The sequence below is a fragment of the Pseudoclavibacter sp. Z016 genome (assembly GCF_002931215.1).
Taxonomy (GTDB): domain Bacteria; phylum Actinomycetota; class Actinomycetes; order Actinomycetales; family Microbacteriaceae; genus Pseudoclavibacter.
The window spans coordinates 164,149-182,401 of record NZ_PSTU01000008.1 but is presented as its reverse complement, the minus strand read 5'-3'; the positions used below and the strand labels follow the sequence as shown (position 1 = coordinate 182,401).

Sequence of the window (18,253 nt, the reverse complement as noted above, 5' to 3'; positions counted from 1 at the left end):
AGCTGCATCCGTTCGGGCACGCGGCTCCTGACTGGGCGAAGGCGAGGCGGCAGCTAGCTCCGGCGTATCGAGAGCCGGTATTCGCCCAGCTGCACGACGTCGCCTGAGCGGAGTTCCGCTGGGACTCCAGGCTCAACCGCGAGCGCACCGTGCGCATTCCCGCCGGGGAAGAGGGCGACGCCGTTCGTGGAGTTCAGGTCGTCGACGTAGAGGCGCTCGCCGTCGGCCCAGAAGCGAGCGTGCGTCTTCGACATGGTCTGCGTGATGTCGGGGACCGCGGAGACGGAGGCGTCGGGGAATCGATCCTGCGAGGGGTTTCGACCGATGACGACGGGCCCGTAGATGGGGACGCTGACGCCGTCGGCGAGGACGACCACCCACTCGGGCAGAGGCTGCTCGGCGCCGGCGCCAGGGGCGTCGTGGCCCGGCTGCTCGAGCCTCGCCTCGGAAGCAGGCGCCGCGCCGGTGAGCCCGGCCGGCGACTCGGGCGAGAGACCCGGCTGCGGGGTGCTGCCGAACGGGGCCGCGCTGGGGGCCGCGGACGGCACCGCGAGCTGGTCGCTCGTCGAGGGCGCTGCTGGCAGATGCGCCGCTCGCGCGTGGTCGGGAAGCGAGGGCTGCTGCGGGGAGAGCCTCGGCCGTGGCGCCGGCATCGGAGGAAGCGGGTACTCGTCGTCGAGCTCAGCGCGCAGCCAGTCGCCGGCTGGGGCTTCCTGCGCCCCGCCGTTCGCTGCCGACGGCGGCGACCATTCGGGCCGCCCCGACGTGTTCGCTGCCTCAGGCACGATCGCGCCCTGCCCGATCAGCCCGGGCGGCACCCCGATGAACCCAGAATGTTCCACGGGGCCATGATACGGGGCGCGGGGCGCGGCGGAACGTGAATCGTCCACGCAGACGGCGCCAGAAGCCGACGGAGCCCCTCGCCTCGGCGACGGCGGCGTCCGCGTCAGCCCACAGCGAGGCCAGGTCCGTGTCGCTCACGGGGTCGCCCCCGAACACGGCCCGGTCGCTTCGGTCGGCGAGCGGGACGAGCGAGGGATGCACGGCACCAGCGGTCTGGACCCGGGTCGCTCGGCGCGGAATCGGGTAGCCGAGCTCGGCGAAGCGGTCGATGCTGTCGCTCCACGCCCCCGCCGCCCGCTGGTCGGGGCTGCCCTCGCGCAGCCGCCGGCTCCGCCTCCTGCGCTTGAGGAGGGCGACGGCGAGCAGCGGGACGAGGAACAGCGCGAGCGGGACCGCGAGGGAGATCCCGAGCGTGAGCGCCCAAGCCGGCCACGTCTCCTCGTCGTCGGGTTCCTCCTCCTGTCGTCGCTCGTCGGCGCTCGTGAGGAGCTCGTCTGGCTTCTCCTGCGTCTGCGGGGGCTGACGGACCTGCGCCTTCGGCTTGGACTGCGGGTCGGTGGTCGTGTTGACGGGCACGTCGGTCTGCTCCGGCGTCGGGTCGAACGCGACCCAGCCGAAGCCCTCGAACGGCACCTCGACCCAGGCGGTGACATCGGACCCGCGCACCTCGGTGGTGCCGTCTGCCGAGATCTGCTCCGGCGCGTAGCCCATGACCACCCGGGCGGGGAACCCGAGCTGGCGCGCCATGATCGCCATCGCGGACGCGTACTGCTCCTGGTCGCCCACGAGGTAGCGGAGGTCGAAGAGCTCCTGCATGCGGTCGAGCCCGTGCCCGGCGCGCGATGGCACGGAGTCGCTCGCCGTGCCGTGGCTGAAGAAGCCCTCGGCGATGAGCGCGTTCTCGATGGCCTTGAGCTGCAGGTACGGGGAGGTCTCTCCGGCGATGTAGCTCTGCATCCGCTCGACGAGGGCGGCGGGCGCCGACGGCATCGCGGGATAGTCGAGGTCGAGGACTGCCGCATTGTCGAGCTGCCCCTCGACGGGGAGGTCCTGGACGAGCGCGGAGACCTGGTAGCTGTCGCCCTCGCGGAGCCCCGAGGTGATGAGCCCTCCCCCGGTTCTGGCGTTGTAGCGGAAGTCGCCGCTGCGGTCCGGCAGGCTGCCGCCTGCGAGGTTCACGTCGGTGGGGACGCCGACGCTCGGCAGCCAGATGTCGGAGTAGTCGCGGATCGTGACGTCGATCGATCGCTCGGAGGATGAGGTCACCAGCGGGTCGCTCGGGACGACTCGACCGGAGAGGTTGTAGCTGCCGGTCGAGGCGAGCGTCGCGGCGGGATCTGCGATCTGCCAGGACTTGCCCGAGTAGCTCTCGAGCGTCGCGAGGCGCAGCCGGTCTCCCCCTTCGAGGCCGGTCACGTCGAACAGCGTCGAGTCAGGTCTGAGCTTCGAGTACTCGCGGAATCCGGCGAGCGGGCTCGTGTGCGAGAGCGGATCGAACGGCGGCGTCACCTGCTCGCGCGCCACCACGCGCTGCTCGGCGACGGTCGCGGAGGCGACGTAGCCGCCCGCGGTCGTGATGACGGCGGCGACGAGGACGATCACGGCGGTGCCGAGCGCACGGGAGCGCGCGAGGGCCCGCCTCGCCTCGGTCGATGCGATGTTGCCGAGGCCGCGGCGCCAGCTGAGCCAGACGAGCGCGACGACGGCGAAGGCACCGCCGCGCAGCACGCCGGCGACGCTGTCCTCGGTGCCGACGAAGATGGCGCTCGCGAGGACCGCCAGGGGGCCGAGGAGCGCGAGGCTCGGAGGCCAGATCGCCCCAGGCCGCTTCGGGGCGACCCACAGCAGCAGCAGCATGGCGACGAGGGAGGTGACGGCCGCCGCGAAGTACGGGAGCACCGCGAGGTACGCGGGGGCGAGGAGCGGGGTGGAGAGCGTCACGGCGTCGCGCCAGGCGAAGACCGGGGCGCGGGCGAGGTCGGCGAGGGTCGAGAAGCTCGGCAGCACTCCTGCGAAGGCCGCCTCCGGCAACGCGAAGGCGGTGCCGAGCAGGAAGTAGGCAGCGGTGGCGACGAGGAGGGCGTTGAGCCGTGTCAGGTCGAGCCAGCGCGCGAGGACCGCTGATCCGATGCCGACGATCAGGCCGCCCGCGACCGCGAGCAGGAACCAGGCGCCGCCGAAGGCCGGAGCGAAGCCGAGCGAGGCGAGCAGCGTCAGGACCGCGATGACCACGGCGTCGATGAGGGTCCGCGAGTCCAGGCCAGGGCTGAGGTGTCCACGTGCCTCCTTGGCGCGTCCTGCCCGGCCCGGCCGTGGCCTGCCAGGCCGCGTCCTGCCCGGCCGCGTCCTGCCCCGTTCGGCCGGCCGTGGACCGGTCTCCCCGTCCAGGGTCCCGTCTGCCGCGGCCGCCGTCACGTGCGCACCCGCGTCTCGCGGACCAGGCGCGGTAGGTCGTCGAGCTCCGGCACCGTGCAGACGACGGTCTCGCGCAGCCGCGTGCGACTCGCGGGGTGCCCGATGGCGCAGCGGAAGACGACGAGGGTCACGTCCGCCGCGTAGACGGACTGCAGCTGCCCGAGCTGGGCGTCCGTCGTGGCGCTTCCGCAGACGAGGAACACGATGCTCGCCTGCGGGAGGCGCCTGACGCTGAGCGCGATGAAATCGCGGAGGGAGGGTGAGCTCGCCGTCCACGCCTCGAGCCTGCTGCTCCCATCGAGCATCGACGAGACCGCTCGGGTGGGCAGACGACCGCTCTGCGTGAGGGCGCTCACGGCGACGCCCGAGCGGATGAGCTCCTGCGTCAGGGACGCGAGCACCTCGACGCCGAGCTCGAACTCGTCTTCCGAGGCGTAGGCGGCGGCCTCGAGGGTCTGCAGCACGTTGGCCTGCGAGCGACGCGTCTCCTGGAACTGCCGGACCATGAGGAGACCCGTGCGTGCGCTGGTCCGCCAGTGGATGTTCCTCCGGTCGTCGCCGGACTCGTAGGGCCGCAGCGCGTGGAACGCGAGGTCGTCGTCGGTGATGCGCTCCCCCGTCACGCCCTCGAGGTCGCGGAGCAGCCCGGCGACCTGGGCGGTGAGGCGAACCGTCCGGGGATGCACGAACAGCTCGAGCACCCCGGTCCACCTGGTCGACCGCTCGAGGAGCCCGAGCGGGTCTCCGCGCAGCGACCTGGCAGGTCCGGCCTCGATGACGGCCCTGCGGCTGGTCGGCACGGCGAAGAGGTCCTCGTGCGTCTCGTCGGGCGCGAGCTGCGGGATGCTGAACTCGGCCGTCGCGTGCCCGACCGGCAGCGCGAGGCGGGTGGGCAGCACGCGGCGCTCGCCGAGGTTCGTGACCTGCAGCCGGCCGAGGGCCCGGTCGCCGACGCGCACTCGCCTGGGCTCGAGCTCGACCTGCACGCCGAAGCTCTCGCGTCCGATCGTGAAGGGCACCGCGGCGGCGAAGACCCCGACGAGGACGCCCCCGATGCCGATCAGCTCGAGCCAGCCGAAGGCGGTTCCGGCGACGAGGAGCACGACGCCGGCGACGAGCACGATCCACCCGAGCGGCGTGACGCACCTGATGGCGTCGCCGATCGTGAGGCGGTCGCGCTCGGCGGACTCGGCCTCAGCTTCGGTGGAGACGTGCCCCTCGGTCATCAGGCGGCTCGGTGCTGGGGAGGCTCGACCTCGATGAGGCAGCGGTCGATGACCTGATCCGGGGTCGTGCCGGAGAACTCCGCCTCGGGGTCGAGGATGAGCCGGTGCGCGAGCACGGGGTGCGCGAGGTCGCGCACGTCGTCGGGCACGACGTAGCGGCGACCGTGTGCGAGCGCCCAGGCCTTGACGGCGCGCGCGAGCGCGAGCGCGCCGCGGACGGAGACGCCGACGAGCACGTCGCGGTCGGCGCGCGTGGCGGTGACGATCTCCGAGACGTACGCCATGATCGACTCGTCGACGTGCACCTCGGCGGCGAGCTCCTGCATGACGACGACGTTCTCGGCGTGGAGGATGGCGGGCACGCTGTCGGCGCGCTGCCGGTTGCCCGCATCCATGAGCAGCCGCACGGTGCTCGCGTGGTCGGGGTAGCCGAGGGACGTCTTCATGAGGAAGCGGTCGAGCTGGGCCTCAGGGAGCTTGTAGGTGCCCGCCTGCTCGACGGGGTTCTGCGTGGCGATGACGAGGAACGGCACGGGAACGGGATGCGGGGTGCCGTCGACCGTGACTCGCCCCTCCTCCATCACCTCGAGGAGGGCGGACTGGGTCTTCGGCGAGGCGCGGTTGATCTCGTCGGCGAGCACGATCGAGGCGAAGATCGGGCCGGGGTGGAACTCGAAGGCGCGCGTGCCCTGATCGAAGATCGTCACGCCAGTGACGTCGGAGGGCAGCAGGTCGGGGGTGAACTGCACGCGGCTGTTGCTGCCGTCGATGGTCTTCGCGAGCGCCTTGGCGAGCACCGTCTTGCCGGTGCCAGGCACGTCCTCGAGGAGGAGGTGGCCCTGGCTGAAGAGGGTCGTGAGCGTGAGCTCGACGACGTGCCGCTTGCCGACGACGGCCTGCTCGATGTTGGTCGTCAGGCGCTCGAAGGCGTCCTTGAACCAGGCGGCCTGCTCTTCGGTCACGGTCATGCTGACTCCTCTTCGCGACGCTCGTGCGCGCCGGTTCTCTCGATTGTCTGCTCGACCACCGACATCGTTGCTACCACGAGTCGAGGGGCTTCTGGCTTCTGGCGACTTCCGCACCGTTCAGGTACACGACCACCGTGTACCCGCCGAGGCTGCCCCGGCACTTCTCGAGCACAGTGCCCGACTCGCCGTTGATCGCGGCCCCGCTCACGTTCGTCTGCGTGCCGACGAGCTTGTCCTCGCCGGACTTCGCCGTGCTGTAGCACTCGACGGTGTAGGGCACGTCGGAGAAGTCCTGGCCCTTGATGACGAAGCTGCGGACCTCGTCGGGCTTGCCAGGCACCTTCTTGCCGCCGATGACCTCGACGCTCATGCGCGCCGTGTAGTGCAGGTAGCCGGTGACCTGGTCTGTCGAGGTGGAGACGCCGGCCTCGTTCTTCGCGGCGACCGAGACCTTCACGGGCGTGGAGGAGGACTTCGGCACCTGGATGCCCGTGATGGCGAACGAGAGCTGCGTCGCGGGCACGCTCGTGGTGCTCGGCGCCTCCGTGCCGACCTGCACGGTCACGTCGTAGCCGCTGAGACCGCCACCGCTCGCGGTCGGTGCCGACCACTCCGCGGTGAGGGTGCCGGTGAGCTCCCCCGGCGGAGTCTGGCCGTCGGCGACCTTCAGATTCTGCGGGGCCTGCGGGAGGGTGATGGGCTTGGCGCTGGTCGAGCTCGCGGGGAGCCCGTAGCCGAGGGAGTTCAGGGCCCGGACCGTCGCCGTGTAGTCGTTGCCCGGGACGAGGCCGTCGTCTTCCGTGAACGTGACGCTGTAGACGTCGCCGGCCGTCGTTTTGGTGAAGACCGCACCGCCGCCCGCGAGCGTCACCTCGTATTCGGTGATCTCCGGCCCGTTGGAGACGGCGCCAGACCAGTTCACGGCGAGCGTCCCAAGGGCGCCGCCCTTCTCGAGCGACACGTCGCCCGGGGCGCCTGGGACGTCCTGGACCTCGACGGTCGCGAGCCCGGTCGTCTCGCGCAGCGGGTCGCCCGTCTGGTCTCCGATGCGGTAGCTGATGGTGATGGTGCCGATGAAGTTCGTCGCCGGCACCACCCGCACCTGCCCGTCGACGCGCGAGACGGCCGCTTCGGTGGCGGAGCCTGCGACCTCGCTCGCGGAGATGAGCGTCAGCGGGGACTCGGGGAACGGGTTGAAGTCGTTGGCGGTGACGTCGACCAGGACGGGCCCGTTGCGGCGGGCCAGCTGCTCGTCCGGCACGGCGCGCGGCAGCGGCTTGGAGGTGGAGACGACGGTCACCGTGACGGTTCCGGTCTGCACGAAGTCGCGGAAGGTGTAGGTGACCGTGTACTTGGCGACGGTGCCGACCTTCGCGTCCACCCCGGCGGCGACCTTGACGGTGCTGCCGTCGAGACTCGACTGCAGCTCCCCCGTGCCGCCGGTGAGCTTCGAGAACTCCACCTGGGGGACGACGTCCTTGTTCGGGTGGCCGGTGGCGGTGCGGAGGTCGAAGCTCTGCTCGGTGCCCTGCTCGACGGTGAGCTGGGGCGCGACGAAGGTCGGTGCGACGTCGTAGAAGTCGGGGTCGCCGACCGTGATCGGGACGCGGATGGTCGCGATGCCGGCGTTCTGGTCGTCGGCGCTCTCCGCATCGCTCACCTGGAAGGTGATGGATGCCGGCCCGCGGAAGCCGGGCTTCGGGGTGAACTTCAGCCTGGTGTCGCTCTCCACGAGCGGGCTGCCGTCGGCCTGCTCGGCCCACACCTGCTCGGGGTTGATGAGCGAGACGCGGTTGCCGGACGGGGCGCGCACGAGGTCGTTGACGTCCCACGAGATCGACTCCCCGACCTTCGCATTCTGGGCGGGCAGGTCAGGGATGAGGAACGGGGACTGGCGCTTGGACTCCTCCGTGATGAGGGCTGGCACCATGATGAAGCCCGCCGCGGTGAGCCCCGTGTCCTCGGCGGTGAGCCGGTAGACGACGATCTGCCTGGCGTCGCTGAGGGAGACCGTGACCCGTCCGTCCTCCTCGACCGTCGCGGCTCCCGCGCCGGCCCCCGCCAGATCGACCGCGAGCTCGCTGACTCTCCCGCCAGGGTTGGTGGCGCCGTCTCGCACGTTGATGCTGAGCGTCTCGGCGCCGGCGAAGTCGTCGAGGCGCACCACGTGGTCGACCGCAGTCGGGGGAAGCGTTGGCGCATCCGCATTGATCGTGACGTGGATGAACGCGGCATCCTGCCCACCCTGGCCGTTGATGATCGTGTACGGCACGGAGATGAACTCGCCATCGCTCGGCACCGTGATGATGACCGAGTCGCCGTCGACCTCGGCCTCGAGGCTCGGGTCGACGCCGACGAGCTCTGGCACGACCTCGAGCGTGTAGCCGTTCGGATCGGAGTCGTTCTTCAGCACGGGGACCGCGATGCGCAGGCCCGGCTTGGCGCGCACGTTGTCGTCGACCGCGATCGGGGGCGCTGTCGCGGCGGGACGGGCGACGACGCCGACCCTGATCGTGCCCTCGGCGCGCTGGCCGTACCCGTCGACGACCTCGTACCGCAGCACGTCGGTGCCCGTGGCTCCAGGGAACGCCTCGTAGACGAAGGAAGTCTGTGTGAGCTCGCTCACGGAGCCGAGCGTCGGAACGTCGACGAGCTGCGTGAGCTCGACCGAGTCGCCGTCCGGGTCGATGCCGTCGAGCGGCACCTCGATGCGCACGCTCGCGCCCTCGAAGACCCTGGCGGTGTCGACGCCGGGGGCCGGGGGCCGGTTGCTCGACTCGTCGGGCGCCGTCACCTGGAAGGACACGGTCGCCCCCGCCTGCTCGCCGTGCTCGTCGACGACGGTGTAGCCGAGCGAGTAGGTGCCGGGCTCGGACGGGGCCTGGAGGCGGACGTCGTCGCCGGAGACGAAGGCGTAGCCGTCTCCGACCTGCACGGTGCTGAGGGCGGGCGAGAGGGACATCTGCGCCTCGTCCGGGTGGGAGTCGTTCTCGAGCACGGAGACGCTCGTGTAGTCGCCGGCGCGCACGCGCCTCGTGTCGTCGACGGCGACGGGCGGCTCGTGCGTCACGGCGGGCTCGACCGGGACGACGACGATGTAGCCGACCGACGTCGATGCGCCGTCGGTGATCGTGTACGGGAGCTCGATGGTCTGCTGGATCGCGGACTGCGAGGAGAGGCGCACGATCGTGTTGTCGATGAGCTCGACGGCGAGGCCTGCCGTGCGGGCCTCGTCGGTGGTCTCCACGCTCTGCACGGACAGCACGCCCGTTCCGGTGGACACGTCGTTGCCGAGCACGTCCACGACGTTCGACTGGCCAGGGCGGAGGTAGGCGAGGTCGCGCACCGCGGTCACCTGCGCCACGCCCTCGACGGGCTCCTCGACGTCGAAGCGGATGATGCCGACCGACGTGGCCGCCCCCGCCGAGACCGTGTACTGCACGTACGCGGTCATGGCGCTCGCCGAGGTGAAGGTGACGGTGCCGAGGTCGGGGTTGAAGCTCGCGCCCCCCGTGCTGGTGCCGAGCTCGGCGATCTCGACGAGCTCGAGCGCCTGACCGTTGGGCGAGAGGTCGTTCACGAGCGGCTGTGCCGTGATGGAGTCGCCGACCACTCCGCGCGCGAAGTCCGGCGTGCCGATCGGCCCGAGCGTGCCGGGCGCCTCGACGCGGATGCGCAGCTCGCCGGCCACCTGCGCGGTGCCGTCCGAGACGAGGTACGGCACGACCCGCTCCCCCAGCTCTGCGCTGACGGCGGTGAAGGTGAGGCGTCCGTCCGGTGTGAAGCTGACGGTGTCGCCCACGGGAGCGGTGGCCCCCTGGAGGAAGACGGGGTCGCCCTCCGGGTCCGTCCAGTCGGGCATCACGTTGTAGGAGATCTTCTGGCCAGCCTCGACCGCCACGGCGCTCGCGCGGTTCGTCGTCGGGGCCTGGTTCTCCGCGTCGGCCGGCTGGATGCGGATCGTGACCCGTGCCTCCGCCACGCCGCCGGGCCTGCCGTCCGAGGCCGTGTACGTGAGCGTCTGCTCGCCGGACGCGCCCTCCGTGGCGCGGAACTGCAGGGCCCGGCCGTCGTCGATGACCCGCAGCTCGCCGAACGATGGCGGCGGGTCGGCGGAGAGGCTGGTGATCGTGAGGATGTCGCCGTCGACGTCCGAGTCGTTGTCGAGGACCGTGAGGTAGGCGGTCGATCCGGCACGGACCCCGTAGGAGTCGTCGACGAGCTCCGGCGGGGTGTTCTCCTCGCCTCGCTCGGCGAGGGTCGCCTCGAACGATTCCTCGGTGGCCTCGTTCTCGCCCTCCGTGCCGTCGGTGTCCTCCGGCGGGACGAGCTCGTTCCAGTTCTCGACCAGGCGCATGTTCTCCTGCGGCAGCCACACCTGGCCCGTGGCGACGTCGTTGAGTGCGACGACGTTGCGGTTGACGCGGTAGAGGAGCTCGCCGAGGGGCGGCGTCGACATGGACTGCACGCTCGGCTGCTCGTCACCGCACGCGACCATCGTGACGGCCGCCTGCGCCCAGGCGGCGTGCGCGCAGCCCGCGACCACGGCGGGGCGCGCCGTGCCCTGGTCGGTCGCCAGCGAGCCATCGATGCCCGCCGGGAGCGCAACGGCCTCGCCACCGCCGAGCGGCACGCGCAGGATCCCGTCGCCGGTCGCGAACACCACATCGGGGGATGCCGCGCCCTGGAGCTGCACGCGCAGCGCGCTCTCCTGCACCTCACGGGCCTGCCCGTCGACGAGGAGCGCACGTGCGGCGGTGTCGAACACCACCGGCTGCTCGCCGACGGCAGTGAACTCGTAGTCGACGGGGGCTCCCGCGAGCGGCTCCCAGAGCTGCTCGCCGCCGATGCCCTCCATGCGCAGGATCTGCTGCTGCTCCGGTGCGACGGCGAGCACCGTGCCGAGCGAGGTCACGAGGACCTGGGCGTCGGCGCCGAGCTCCGCCACGGGCTCCGCGGTCGCGGCGTCGAACGCGAGCGGCTGCGTGGCGTCGACGAGCCAGAGCCGTCCCGTCGCCGGGTCGAGGAGCGCCAGGACGCCGCCGCCGTAGGAGCTCCGACTGCCCGCGGGCGTCAGGATGCTCTCGCGCAGGTCGGTGAGCGCGGGGTCGACGCGGCCGAGCGAGCCGCTGGTCTGGTCGTGCAGGAAGACGGTGTCGCCGTCCTGCAGGATGCCGACATCCGCCGTCACGAGGCTCACGCTCGCGTCGAGCTCCTGGATCTGCGCGTTGAGGCGGCCCGCTCGGAGGTCCGAGCTGTTCGACACCCAGACGTCGCTGCTCTCCAGTTCGACCTCGGCCGCGGGAAATCCCTCGTGCAGGAGGGCGAAGAGCAGGGGCGTGCCGATGAGGAGCGCCATGACCAGCGCCATCGCCAGCTGTCGGCGGCTTCGCGGGGTCGGCGCTGTTCGGCGCATGCGTACCCACCCCCAGCAGAGCTCGTCAGTGCCTCACCTCGGAGCGCACGAGACTTCATTGTGCACGAGGACCCGATGCCAGCGCGACAGGGAGTGCTGCCCGTGGCCCGGCGAGTGCGGCGCCGTGCGCCTGTCCGCCGAGTGCCGTCAGCGGCGGTCGAGCGTGTCCAGGTCGTCCGGCGTCACCAGGCGAGTCGAGATGGCGTACTCGACGAGACGTGCTCGCCGGTTCGAGGCGAGCTTGCTGCGGCCGCCGCGCAGCCCCGAGACGCCGAACTTGTCGAGCTTGTCGCACACGTTGTCGAGCTTGCGGTTGAACGTCGGGAGCGTCCAGCCGAGGCGAGCCGCGGCATCCGCCGAGCTCGGGATGACCCCGCGACCCGGGACGGCGTTGCGCAGGACGTCTTCCGCGAGGGCGAGGATCAGCTCGCGCTGCGACTCGGTGAGGTGGATGACCGCCTGCGTCGTGTTGCCGGACGGCGACATGTTCACGTGGGAAGTGTTGTAGAAGTCGGACGCGGAGTGGATCGCGAAGTCGTAGGTCGTCGATCCCGCCGTGAACATGACCTGCATGTGCTGGAACACGACCGGGAGCTTGGCGCCAGGCGAGAGCCACGACTGCACCTGGCCGGAGTCGTCCGTGACCGTCGCGGAGAGCACGGAGCCGACGTTCGAGAGCCACCACATGCCGAACTCCGCCTGCAGCACCAGGAACTGGCGGTGCAGGTACGGGTTCTCGTCGATCACGAGGTCGGCGTCTCGGCCGATCGTGAAGGGCTCAGCCGGGTTCAGCTCGTACCACTCGCCGACGAACTCGACGCGGAGCGGCCCGAGCGGGGGCACCTGGCTCACGATTCGCTCATCGGAATCCGGAATCTCGATGGACTCTTCCGGAGCCTCGTTCGCTTCCGCGGCCGAGGTGTACTTGCTCTCACTCATGACACCATCATGGCGGATCGGCGAGGTCATTGCGGATAGCAGACTTCGAGCGGCTCGGAGCTGACCTTCCCTCCACGGCGGATCTCGACCTCGATGCACGTCACGGCGCCGTCCTGCACGTTGGGGATGACGACCGAGGTCTCACTTGTCGTCGCCCCTTCCTTGCCGCCCTCGCCGAGCCTCCAGTAGTAGACGTCGCCCGGCTGCGGGTCGGGGTTCGACCAGGAGAAGGTGACGGATCCGTCGGGGCTCCGGACGGCGACGGGGGCGACGAGCACCGGGGGGAAGCCGCCGGACTGGATGGAGACGGGGGTCGTCGTCGCACGTCCGATCTCCTCGTCTGCGGGGGCGAGCATCCAGGAGATCGCCGCGACGATGCCGATCGCGAGCACGAGTCCTCCGGCGATGACGCCGACGAGCCCGTTCCTGGAGAGCTTCCTCGACGAGGCGGCGGCGTTCGCCGCGCGCTCGCGCGCCAGCTCGTCTGCCCTCGACGCTGGCGCGTCGATCGTGCTCCCGGATGCCTCTCCGAACGTTCGAGCGGGCGCGGCGGCCACGGCGTCCGTGCGAGCGGGGGTCGTGATGGGGCGAGCCGTCGTCGGACCCGAGTCGTCGCTCGGTGCTGCCCCGGTGTGCTCCGTCCCGCGGGGCCGCCTGCCGGTTCGGGGTCCGCTGGCCGTCTCGTACCTCGCGGCGAACCCGCCCCGGGACTGCTGAGCCGCGACCCTGACCACGGCGCGCGCCGAGGTCAGCTCGGCCTTGCTGGCGCGGGCCCCCTCGTGCACCTGGGCGTTGATGAGGGAGACGGGCCGCAGGCTCGTGGCGTCCGCATCGCCGCCGCCGGTCGCGGCCGTCGCCGAGATCGTCATGTTGGGCACGTCGATCGCCGTCGGGGCGTAGTTGAGCTCCAGCTCGACGCGCTGCAGCGCGTAGGCGAACTCGACCGCGCTCTGGTACCGGTGGGCTGGGTTGCGGGCCATGGCCTTGTGGAGCACGCTCACGAGCGACCGGGGCACGTCGCCGCGGAGGATCGGCGAGATGGCGCCGCGCTCGATGCGGGAGATGAGGTCGAGCGTCGTGTTGCGCTCACCGGGGCGCTCGAAGGGAGTGTGGCCGGCGACGAGCGAGTAGACGGTCGCGCCCAGCGAGAACACCTCGCTGCGCACGTCGGGCTTGGGCTCGTCCTCGAACATCTCCGGCGGCGACCATGGCACGGACAGGCCGCCACCACCAGTGGGGGGCGCCTCGACGAGGTCGTCCGCCTCTGCGAGCTCGTCGTCGACGGCGGACGAGATGCCGAAATCGGTGAGGGCGGGCCAGCCGAAGTCGTTCGTGAGGATGTTCGCCGGCTTCACGTCACGGTGCAGGATGCCGACGGTGTGCGCCGTCGCGACGGCGCTGGAGATGCGCACGCCCGTGCGCAGCGCCTCCTCGACGGGGATCTGCTCGCGCTTGTAGCGATCCGAGAGGCTGAGCCCGGACGCGTACTCCATGACGAAGTAGGGACGCCCGTCGCCGGCCACATCCGCCTGGAAGATCGTGACGATGTACGGGTGCGACGACATCTGCGCCATCAGGTTGGCCTCGCCGATGAACGCCTGCCTGCTGGTCTCGCCGAGGTCGTCGCCGCCGAGGAGCACCTTCACGGCGACGAGGCGCCTCGGGAACTGCTGCTCATACAGGAAGACGTCGGAGAACCCGCCGGAACCTAAGTGCTTTCGGTAGAGGTAGCCAGGGATCTCGGGCGGCTCGGCTGGGGATCGTCGCTGCCCTGCCATGGCTAGCGCCTCGCCGTCATGGCGAGGTTCCGCACAGTGAGGAACACCCCGCTTCCGAGGTCGATGACCGTGTCCGGCATGACCGCGGTCGGCTCCCCCGCTCGCAGGCGCTGCGGGCCGCGTCCGGGCATGACGACGTCGGTGCCGTTGCGGGAGTGGAGGTCGGTGACGACGATGACGCCGCCCTCGACGGTGAGGAGCACGTGGTTGCGTGAGATGTCGGTGGCGCCGGTCAGCTTGACGTGGCGAGGCAGGACGCCGCCCGTCTGCTCCGCGCCCATGCTGGGCGCCCTTCCGAGCACGAGCGGACCCGCCAGATCGACGGTGGCACCCGTGGACAGCTCGACGATGTACGACGCCTCTCCCCCGCTGGCGCGCTGCTCTGGCGGGTTCTGCTCAGGCGGGTTCTGCTCAGCTGACGAGTCCGGTGAGACGTCGACGGCGCGCTGATGCCGCCGCTGGTCGGCGGCGTGGGCGGTGAGGGAGGCGAGGTCCTTCTCCGGGCGCGTCTCGGAGGAGAGCGCCTGGACGAGCACGGTGTCAGCGAGGTCTCCGCCACGCGGGGCGGACTCGTGGCGGTGGGCGTCGTCGACGCGGAGGTCTCGGAGGGAGCCGCCGACGATCGTGAGGCCGTCGTGCTCCCCGACCTCGTCGAGCGCCGCCGGGGCCTCGAGCACCTCGGAGGCCGGAGGGGTCGAGTGGGCCGCAGGCTGCTGGGCGCTGCCGTCCCGGAACTCCTGGCGTGCGGCGCTGCGCGCTGAGGCCTCCTGGCGGATGCGGCTCGCCTCGGCGCTCAGGATCGTGCGGCCGTCGTGCTCCCCGACCTGATCCGCAGTGACCTCCGGGTCGAGGATCGGCACGGGGAAGGTCTGGACGTCACGGATCGGTGACTGGTCGAGGATCGGCAGCTCGTCGCGGTCGAGTCGCGGCGCATCGACGCCGTCGTCGGAGCCGGAGTCGGAGTCGGAGTCGGAGCCGGGTGTCGTCGTGGCCTCGGGCGGCAGGTCGAGGATGGTCGCTTCGGAGATGGCGTCGCTGCTGTGCCCGCTGTCGCCGATGTGCCCGCTGTCTTCGCCATCGAGGCTTGAAGCCGCGTCTGTGTCCGGACCGTCCGGGCCGTCCGGACCGTCCGGACCATCGGAGCTGTCCGGACCGTGGGTGCCGCGCGACTCGAGGGCCCGCGAGTGCAGGTTCGGCGTGTCGAGATCCGGGTCTGGGGCGACGACCGTCTCCGGTCCCACGCCCACGGGGGCGCGCGTCTCGGAGATCTCCTCGTCGCAGGCGGCGAAGAGCAGCTGGATCGGGACCTGGTCGAGTCCCCGCCGATCGTTCTCCACCGTGACCTCGACGCCTCGCGCCGACGGCAGGAGCACCTCGACCCACGTCGATGCCTCCCCCGCGCTGATGACGGCCGGTCGGATGCCGACGTGCGGTGCGCTCGGCAGCTCCTCGACGCGGAGGGGGCCTCGCGCGAAGACACGCAGCCCGTTGCCCTCGCGCGTCAGGTAGACGAATGGGGCGACCTCGCTGAGCGGTCCTGTGCCGATGATGGCGGCGAAGACCTTGTCGAGGGAGAGGGCACCGTCGGCGAACGCGAGGCGTGCGGCCCCGATGGTCCCGGTCCCCTCGCGGGCGCCACGAGACTCGGCGCTCGCATCCGCGGGGGTCGACTCCGCAGGATGCGATGGGGCAGACGGGCGCACCAGAAGAAGGGCATGTCGACGCTGGCGGAAGACCACCGGGGCTTCTGCCTCGACCTCGTGGGGTGCCTCGGTCATGGTTACCTCGGCGTCGTGTCTTCGAAGGTGTCGTCTGCGGCCGGGGCTGCGATCGGCCCCGTCGTGACGGGCGGGGTCGCCGATGCCTGATCGGCGTTCGCGTACTCGGAGTCGATGACGACGACGCTCACGTTGTCTCGTCCGCCGACCTCGACGGCCGTCTGCACGAGCGTCTCCGCGAGGGTCAGCTCCGGTTCCGGATCGGAGTGGTACTCGAGCATGACCTGCGAGATCTGCTCGTCGCTGAGCTCCTTCGTGAGTCCGTCGGAGCAGACGAGGAAGACCTGATGGCCGTGCACGGGCATGAGCCAGATGTCGGCCTCGACGTCGCTCTCGGAGCCGACCGCCCGCGTGATGACGTTCCGGTCGGGGTGGATGAGCGCATCCGCTGCCGAGATGAGGCCCATGGCCACCATCTCCTGCACGGCGGAGTGGTCGACGGTCACCTGCACGAGCGCGCGACCGTTCCAGCCGTACACGCGGGAGTCGCCGACGTTGAAGATCATCCAGTGCAGCAGCTCGGCGCCGAGGTCGGCGAGGTCGACGAGGGCGATGCCGGACAGCGTGGTTCCCGCCACGGCGCCTGGCCCGTCGGCTTCGGTCACGAGGTCCTGCACGGCACGGTTGGCGCGGTCGATGGTGCGCAGCACGCGGTCCGGGGTTGCCGGCTCCTCGACCTGGAACTCCTCGTCGAAGGTCGCGACGACGGTCTGGCTCGCGCGGTCGCCGTAGGCGTGACCGCCCATTCCATCTGCGACGAAGAAGACGGGCATGCGCGCCAGCACGGAGTCCTCGTTCACCTGGCGCACGCTTCCGACGTCGCTGGCGGCGCTCACGCGCAGCGCGACGGCTTCCTCCGCGCGTGCGTACGACGAAGCCAGTTCAGTATTCACAAATAGCACCTCTGGAACTCTGCCCGGGTGGCCTGCCCCGAAGGCACACCTTGTACGCGTAGATCGCGCGTGCGTCCATTGTGGCATTGCGGCGGCGCTGCTGCGAGACCGGCCCGCGACACCGTCGGACTCTCACACCCCGTCCAGGATCGTGCCGAGCCGGTCGAGGCGGATGCGGCGCGTCACGCCGAGCCGTCCCAGGAAGCGCTCATCGTGGCTCACGACGAGCAGCGCGCCACGGTAGTCGCGCAGCGCGTCGACGAGCTGCGCCGTCGACTCCCGGTCGAGGTTGTTCGTGGGCTCGTCGAACAGCAGGAGCTGCGCGGGCGGGGTGGCGAGCAGCAGACGCACGAGGGAGACCCGGAAGCGCTCGCCGCCCGAGAGCGAGGAGACGGGCCGCTCGACGACGGCGCCTCGCAGCAGGAACCGCGCGAGCTGGGCGCGGAGCTCCTGGGCGGCGGTCTCGGGGGCGGAGCGCTGCACGTTCTCGAGGACGCTCGCGTCGTCGTCCAGCCCGTCGAGGCGCTGGCGCAGGTATCCGACTCGGCTCGTGGACGCCGTGACCCAGGCTCCCCCTCGGGTCTCGATGCGCTCGCCGCCGGCTCCGGATCCGGATCCGTTCACCCCGAGCGACTGCGCCGACGCGGCGATCGCGTCGAGGAGCGTGGTCTTGCCGGAGCCGTTCGCTCCCGTCAGGGCGATGCGCTCCGGGCCCATGATGACCAGCCGCCCGGCGGCCTCGGGCCGCGCGGGTTCGGGCCGCGCAGGCTCGGGCCGGGCAGGCTCAGCGTGCGCCGGGCCGGGCTGCGTCGGTTCGGCGCGCGCGGGGTCAGCGCGTGCCGCTGCCAGCTCAAGCGTCACGAGGCGGCGGGAGGTCGCGACATCCGGGTCCGGGAGGTGGATGCGGATGCTCGCGTCGTCCCGAACTCGCCCCTCGGCGAGCTCCACCGCCGCCTCGGCCCCCGCGAGGCGGGAGTCGTGCTGGCTCCGGAGCCTGCCGGCGGAGACCTGGGCTCGCGCCTTCTGCCCGTTGAGGAGGATCTTGGGCGCGCGCTTGTTGGCCTGCGCCTTCTTCCCCGCGCGCAGGCTGCTCGCGATCTTCGCCTCGGCTTCGCGCCGATCGCGCTGCTCTGACCTCAGGGCGCTCTCCGCGGATCGGAGCGCCTGCGCGGCCGCCGCCTGCTCGCGCTCGAGCTGCAGCAGGTAGGCGCTGTACCCGCCGCCGGTCACCGCCAGCTCACCGCCCCTCACCTCGGCGATCTGGTCGACGTGCTCGAGCAGCTCCTCGTCGTGGCTCGCGATGACCAGCGTGCCTCGCCATGATTCGACGAGCGCCGCGAGGCGGTGTCGCGCATCCCGGTCGAGATTGTTGCTCGGCTCGTCCAGCAGCACGATGGGCGCCCTGCCGAGGCGGAGCCCGGCGATGGCGACGAGCATCGCCTCGCCGCCGGAGAGGCCGCCGAGGGTGCGCGTGAGCATCTCCTCGTCGAGCCCTATGGCGCGCAGCTCGGCCGCGGCGAGCGTCTCGATGTCCCAGTCGTCTCCGAGCACGTCGTAGTCGGCGGGGTCGACGGAGCCGCCCTCGATGGCGCGGAGGGCGGCGATCTTGCGATCGACGCCGAGGAGCGCGGCGACGGGAAGCTCCGTGTCGAGGGTCAGCTGCTGCGGCAGGTAGGCCACGTCCGCATCAGCTCGGACCGCGCCTCCCGTCGGCGCCAGCTCCCCCGCGAGCAGGCGCAGCAGCGTCGACTTGCCGCTGCCGTTGCGGCCCACGAGGCCGGTTCGGCCCGGCGGGAAGGCCCCGGTGAGCGCATCGATGGCCGGGGACCCGTCCGGCCAGCTCAGGCTGAGGCGGTCGAACGAGAGTGGGTGGTTGTTCTTCGGTGTCGTCTGAGACACGGTGCTCCCTGAAGGTTCAGTGCGCGCACTGACACCGGGAGCCTCAGGAGGTGGGTTCGACGGGCGTCAGCGCACAGCGTGCGGTGCGGGGGCGTCGA

General features: G+C 71.4%; 10 protein-coding genes. All 10 read right to left on the bottom strand.

Going from position 1 to position 18,253, the window contains the following annotated elements:
* Positions 1-53 precede the first annotated feature (53 nt).
* Entirely contained in the window at positions 54-842 is a 789-nt protein-coding gene (locus tag C5B99_RS04565; protein ID WP_146081939.1) for an FHA domain-containing protein, read from the bottom strand.
* Positions 778-3,075 carry a transglutaminaseTgpA domain-containing protein gene (locus C5B99_RS04560; protein WP_104240605.1) on the bottom strand — a complete coding sequence of 766 codons (2,298 nt, stop codon included), beginning with the start codon at positions 3,073-3,075 and terminating at the stop codon, positions 778-780. The genes C5B99_RS04565 and C5B99_RS04560 overlap by 65 nt, the downstream gene beginning before the upstream one ends.
* A 179-nt stretch (positions 3,076-3,254) precedes the next feature.
* Entirely contained in the window at positions 3,255-4,484 is a 1,230-nt protein-coding gene (locus C5B99_RS04555; protein ID WP_104240604.1) for a DUF58 domain-containing protein, read from the bottom strand.
* Positions 4,484-5,452: a MoxR family ATPase gene (locus tag C5B99_RS04550; RefSeq protein WP_181057772.1), complete on the bottom strand. Its 969-nt coding sequence runs from the start codon at positions 5,450-5,452 to the stop codon at positions 4,484-4,486. Before C5B99_RS04550 ends, C5B99_RS04555 begins: the two co-directional genes overlap by 1 nt.
* Before the next feature lie 70 nt (positions 5,453-5,522).
* Positions 5,523-10,868 (bottom strand): Ig-like domain-containing protein, encoded by a 5,346-nt coding sequence (locus C5B99_RS04545; protein ID WP_146081938.1) that lies wholly within the window; start codon positions 10,866-10,868, stop codon positions 5,523-5,525.
* A gap of 147 nt (positions 10,869-11,015) precedes the next feature.
* On the bottom strand, positions 11,016-11,807 hold the full coding sequence (locus C5B99_RS04540) for a hypothetical protein (protein ID WP_228497128.1): 792 nt from the start codon (positions 11,805-11,807) through the stop codon (positions 11,016-11,018).
* Positions 11,808-11,833: 26 nt separating this feature from the next.
* The gene (locus C5B99_RS04535) at positions 11,834-13,585 is read right to left on the bottom strand and encodes a serine/threonine-protein kinase (RefSeq protein WP_258063056.1); all 1,752 of its coding nucleotides are present in this window, start codon (positions 13,583-13,585) and stop codon (positions 11,834-11,836) included.
* A gap of 2 nt (positions 13,586-13,587) precedes the next feature.
* Positions 13,588-15,363 (bottom strand): FHA domain-containing protein, encoded by a 1,776-nt coding sequence (locus C5B99_RS19575; RefSeq protein WP_258063055.1) that lies wholly within the window; start codon positions 15,361-15,363, stop codon positions 13,588-13,590.
* Positions 15,364-15,365: 2 nt separating this feature from the next.
* Positions 15,366-16,256, bottom strand: a complete 891-nt coding sequence (locus C5B99_RS04525) for a PP2C family serine/threonine-protein phosphatase (RefSeq protein WP_258063054.1) — start codon at positions 16,254-16,256, stop codon at positions 15,366-15,368.
* Between the two features lie 132 nt (positions 16,257-16,388).
* Positions 16,389-18,155, bottom strand: coding sequence for an ABC-F family ATP-binding cassette domain-containing protein (locus tag C5B99_RS04520; protein ID WP_104240601.1), 1,767 nt, complete (start codon positions 18,153-18,155; stop codon positions 16,389-16,391).
* Positions 18,156-18,253 lie beyond the last annotated feature (98 nt).

Excerpts from the sequence above, each read along its gene's own strand:
- C5B99_RS04555 (WP_104240604.1), bottom strand. The coding sequence starts at position 4,484 with ATGACCGAGGGGCACGTCTCCACCGAAGCTGAGGCCGAGTCCGCCGAG.
- C5B99_RS04550 (WP_181057772.1), bottom strand. The coding sequence starts at position 5,452 with ATGACCGTGACCGAAGAGCAGGCCGCCTGGTTCAAGGACGCCTTCGAG.
- C5B99_RS04545 (WP_146081938.1), bottom strand. The coding sequence starts at position 10,868 with ATGCGCCGAACAGCGCCGACCCCGCGAAGCCGCCGACAGCTGGCGATG.
- C5B99_RS04540 (WP_228497128.1), bottom strand. The coding sequence starts at position 11,807 with ATGAGTGAGAGCAAGTACACCTCGGCCGCGGAAGCGAACGAGGCTCCG.
- C5B99_RS04535 (WP_258063056.1), bottom strand. The coding sequence starts at position 13,585 with ATGGCAGGGCAGCGACGATCCCCAGCCGAGCCGCCCGAGATCCCTGGC.
- C5B99_RS19575 (WP_258063055.1), bottom strand. The coding sequence starts at position 15,363 with ATGACCGAGGCACCCCACGAGGTCGAGGCAGAAGCCCCGGTGGTCTTC.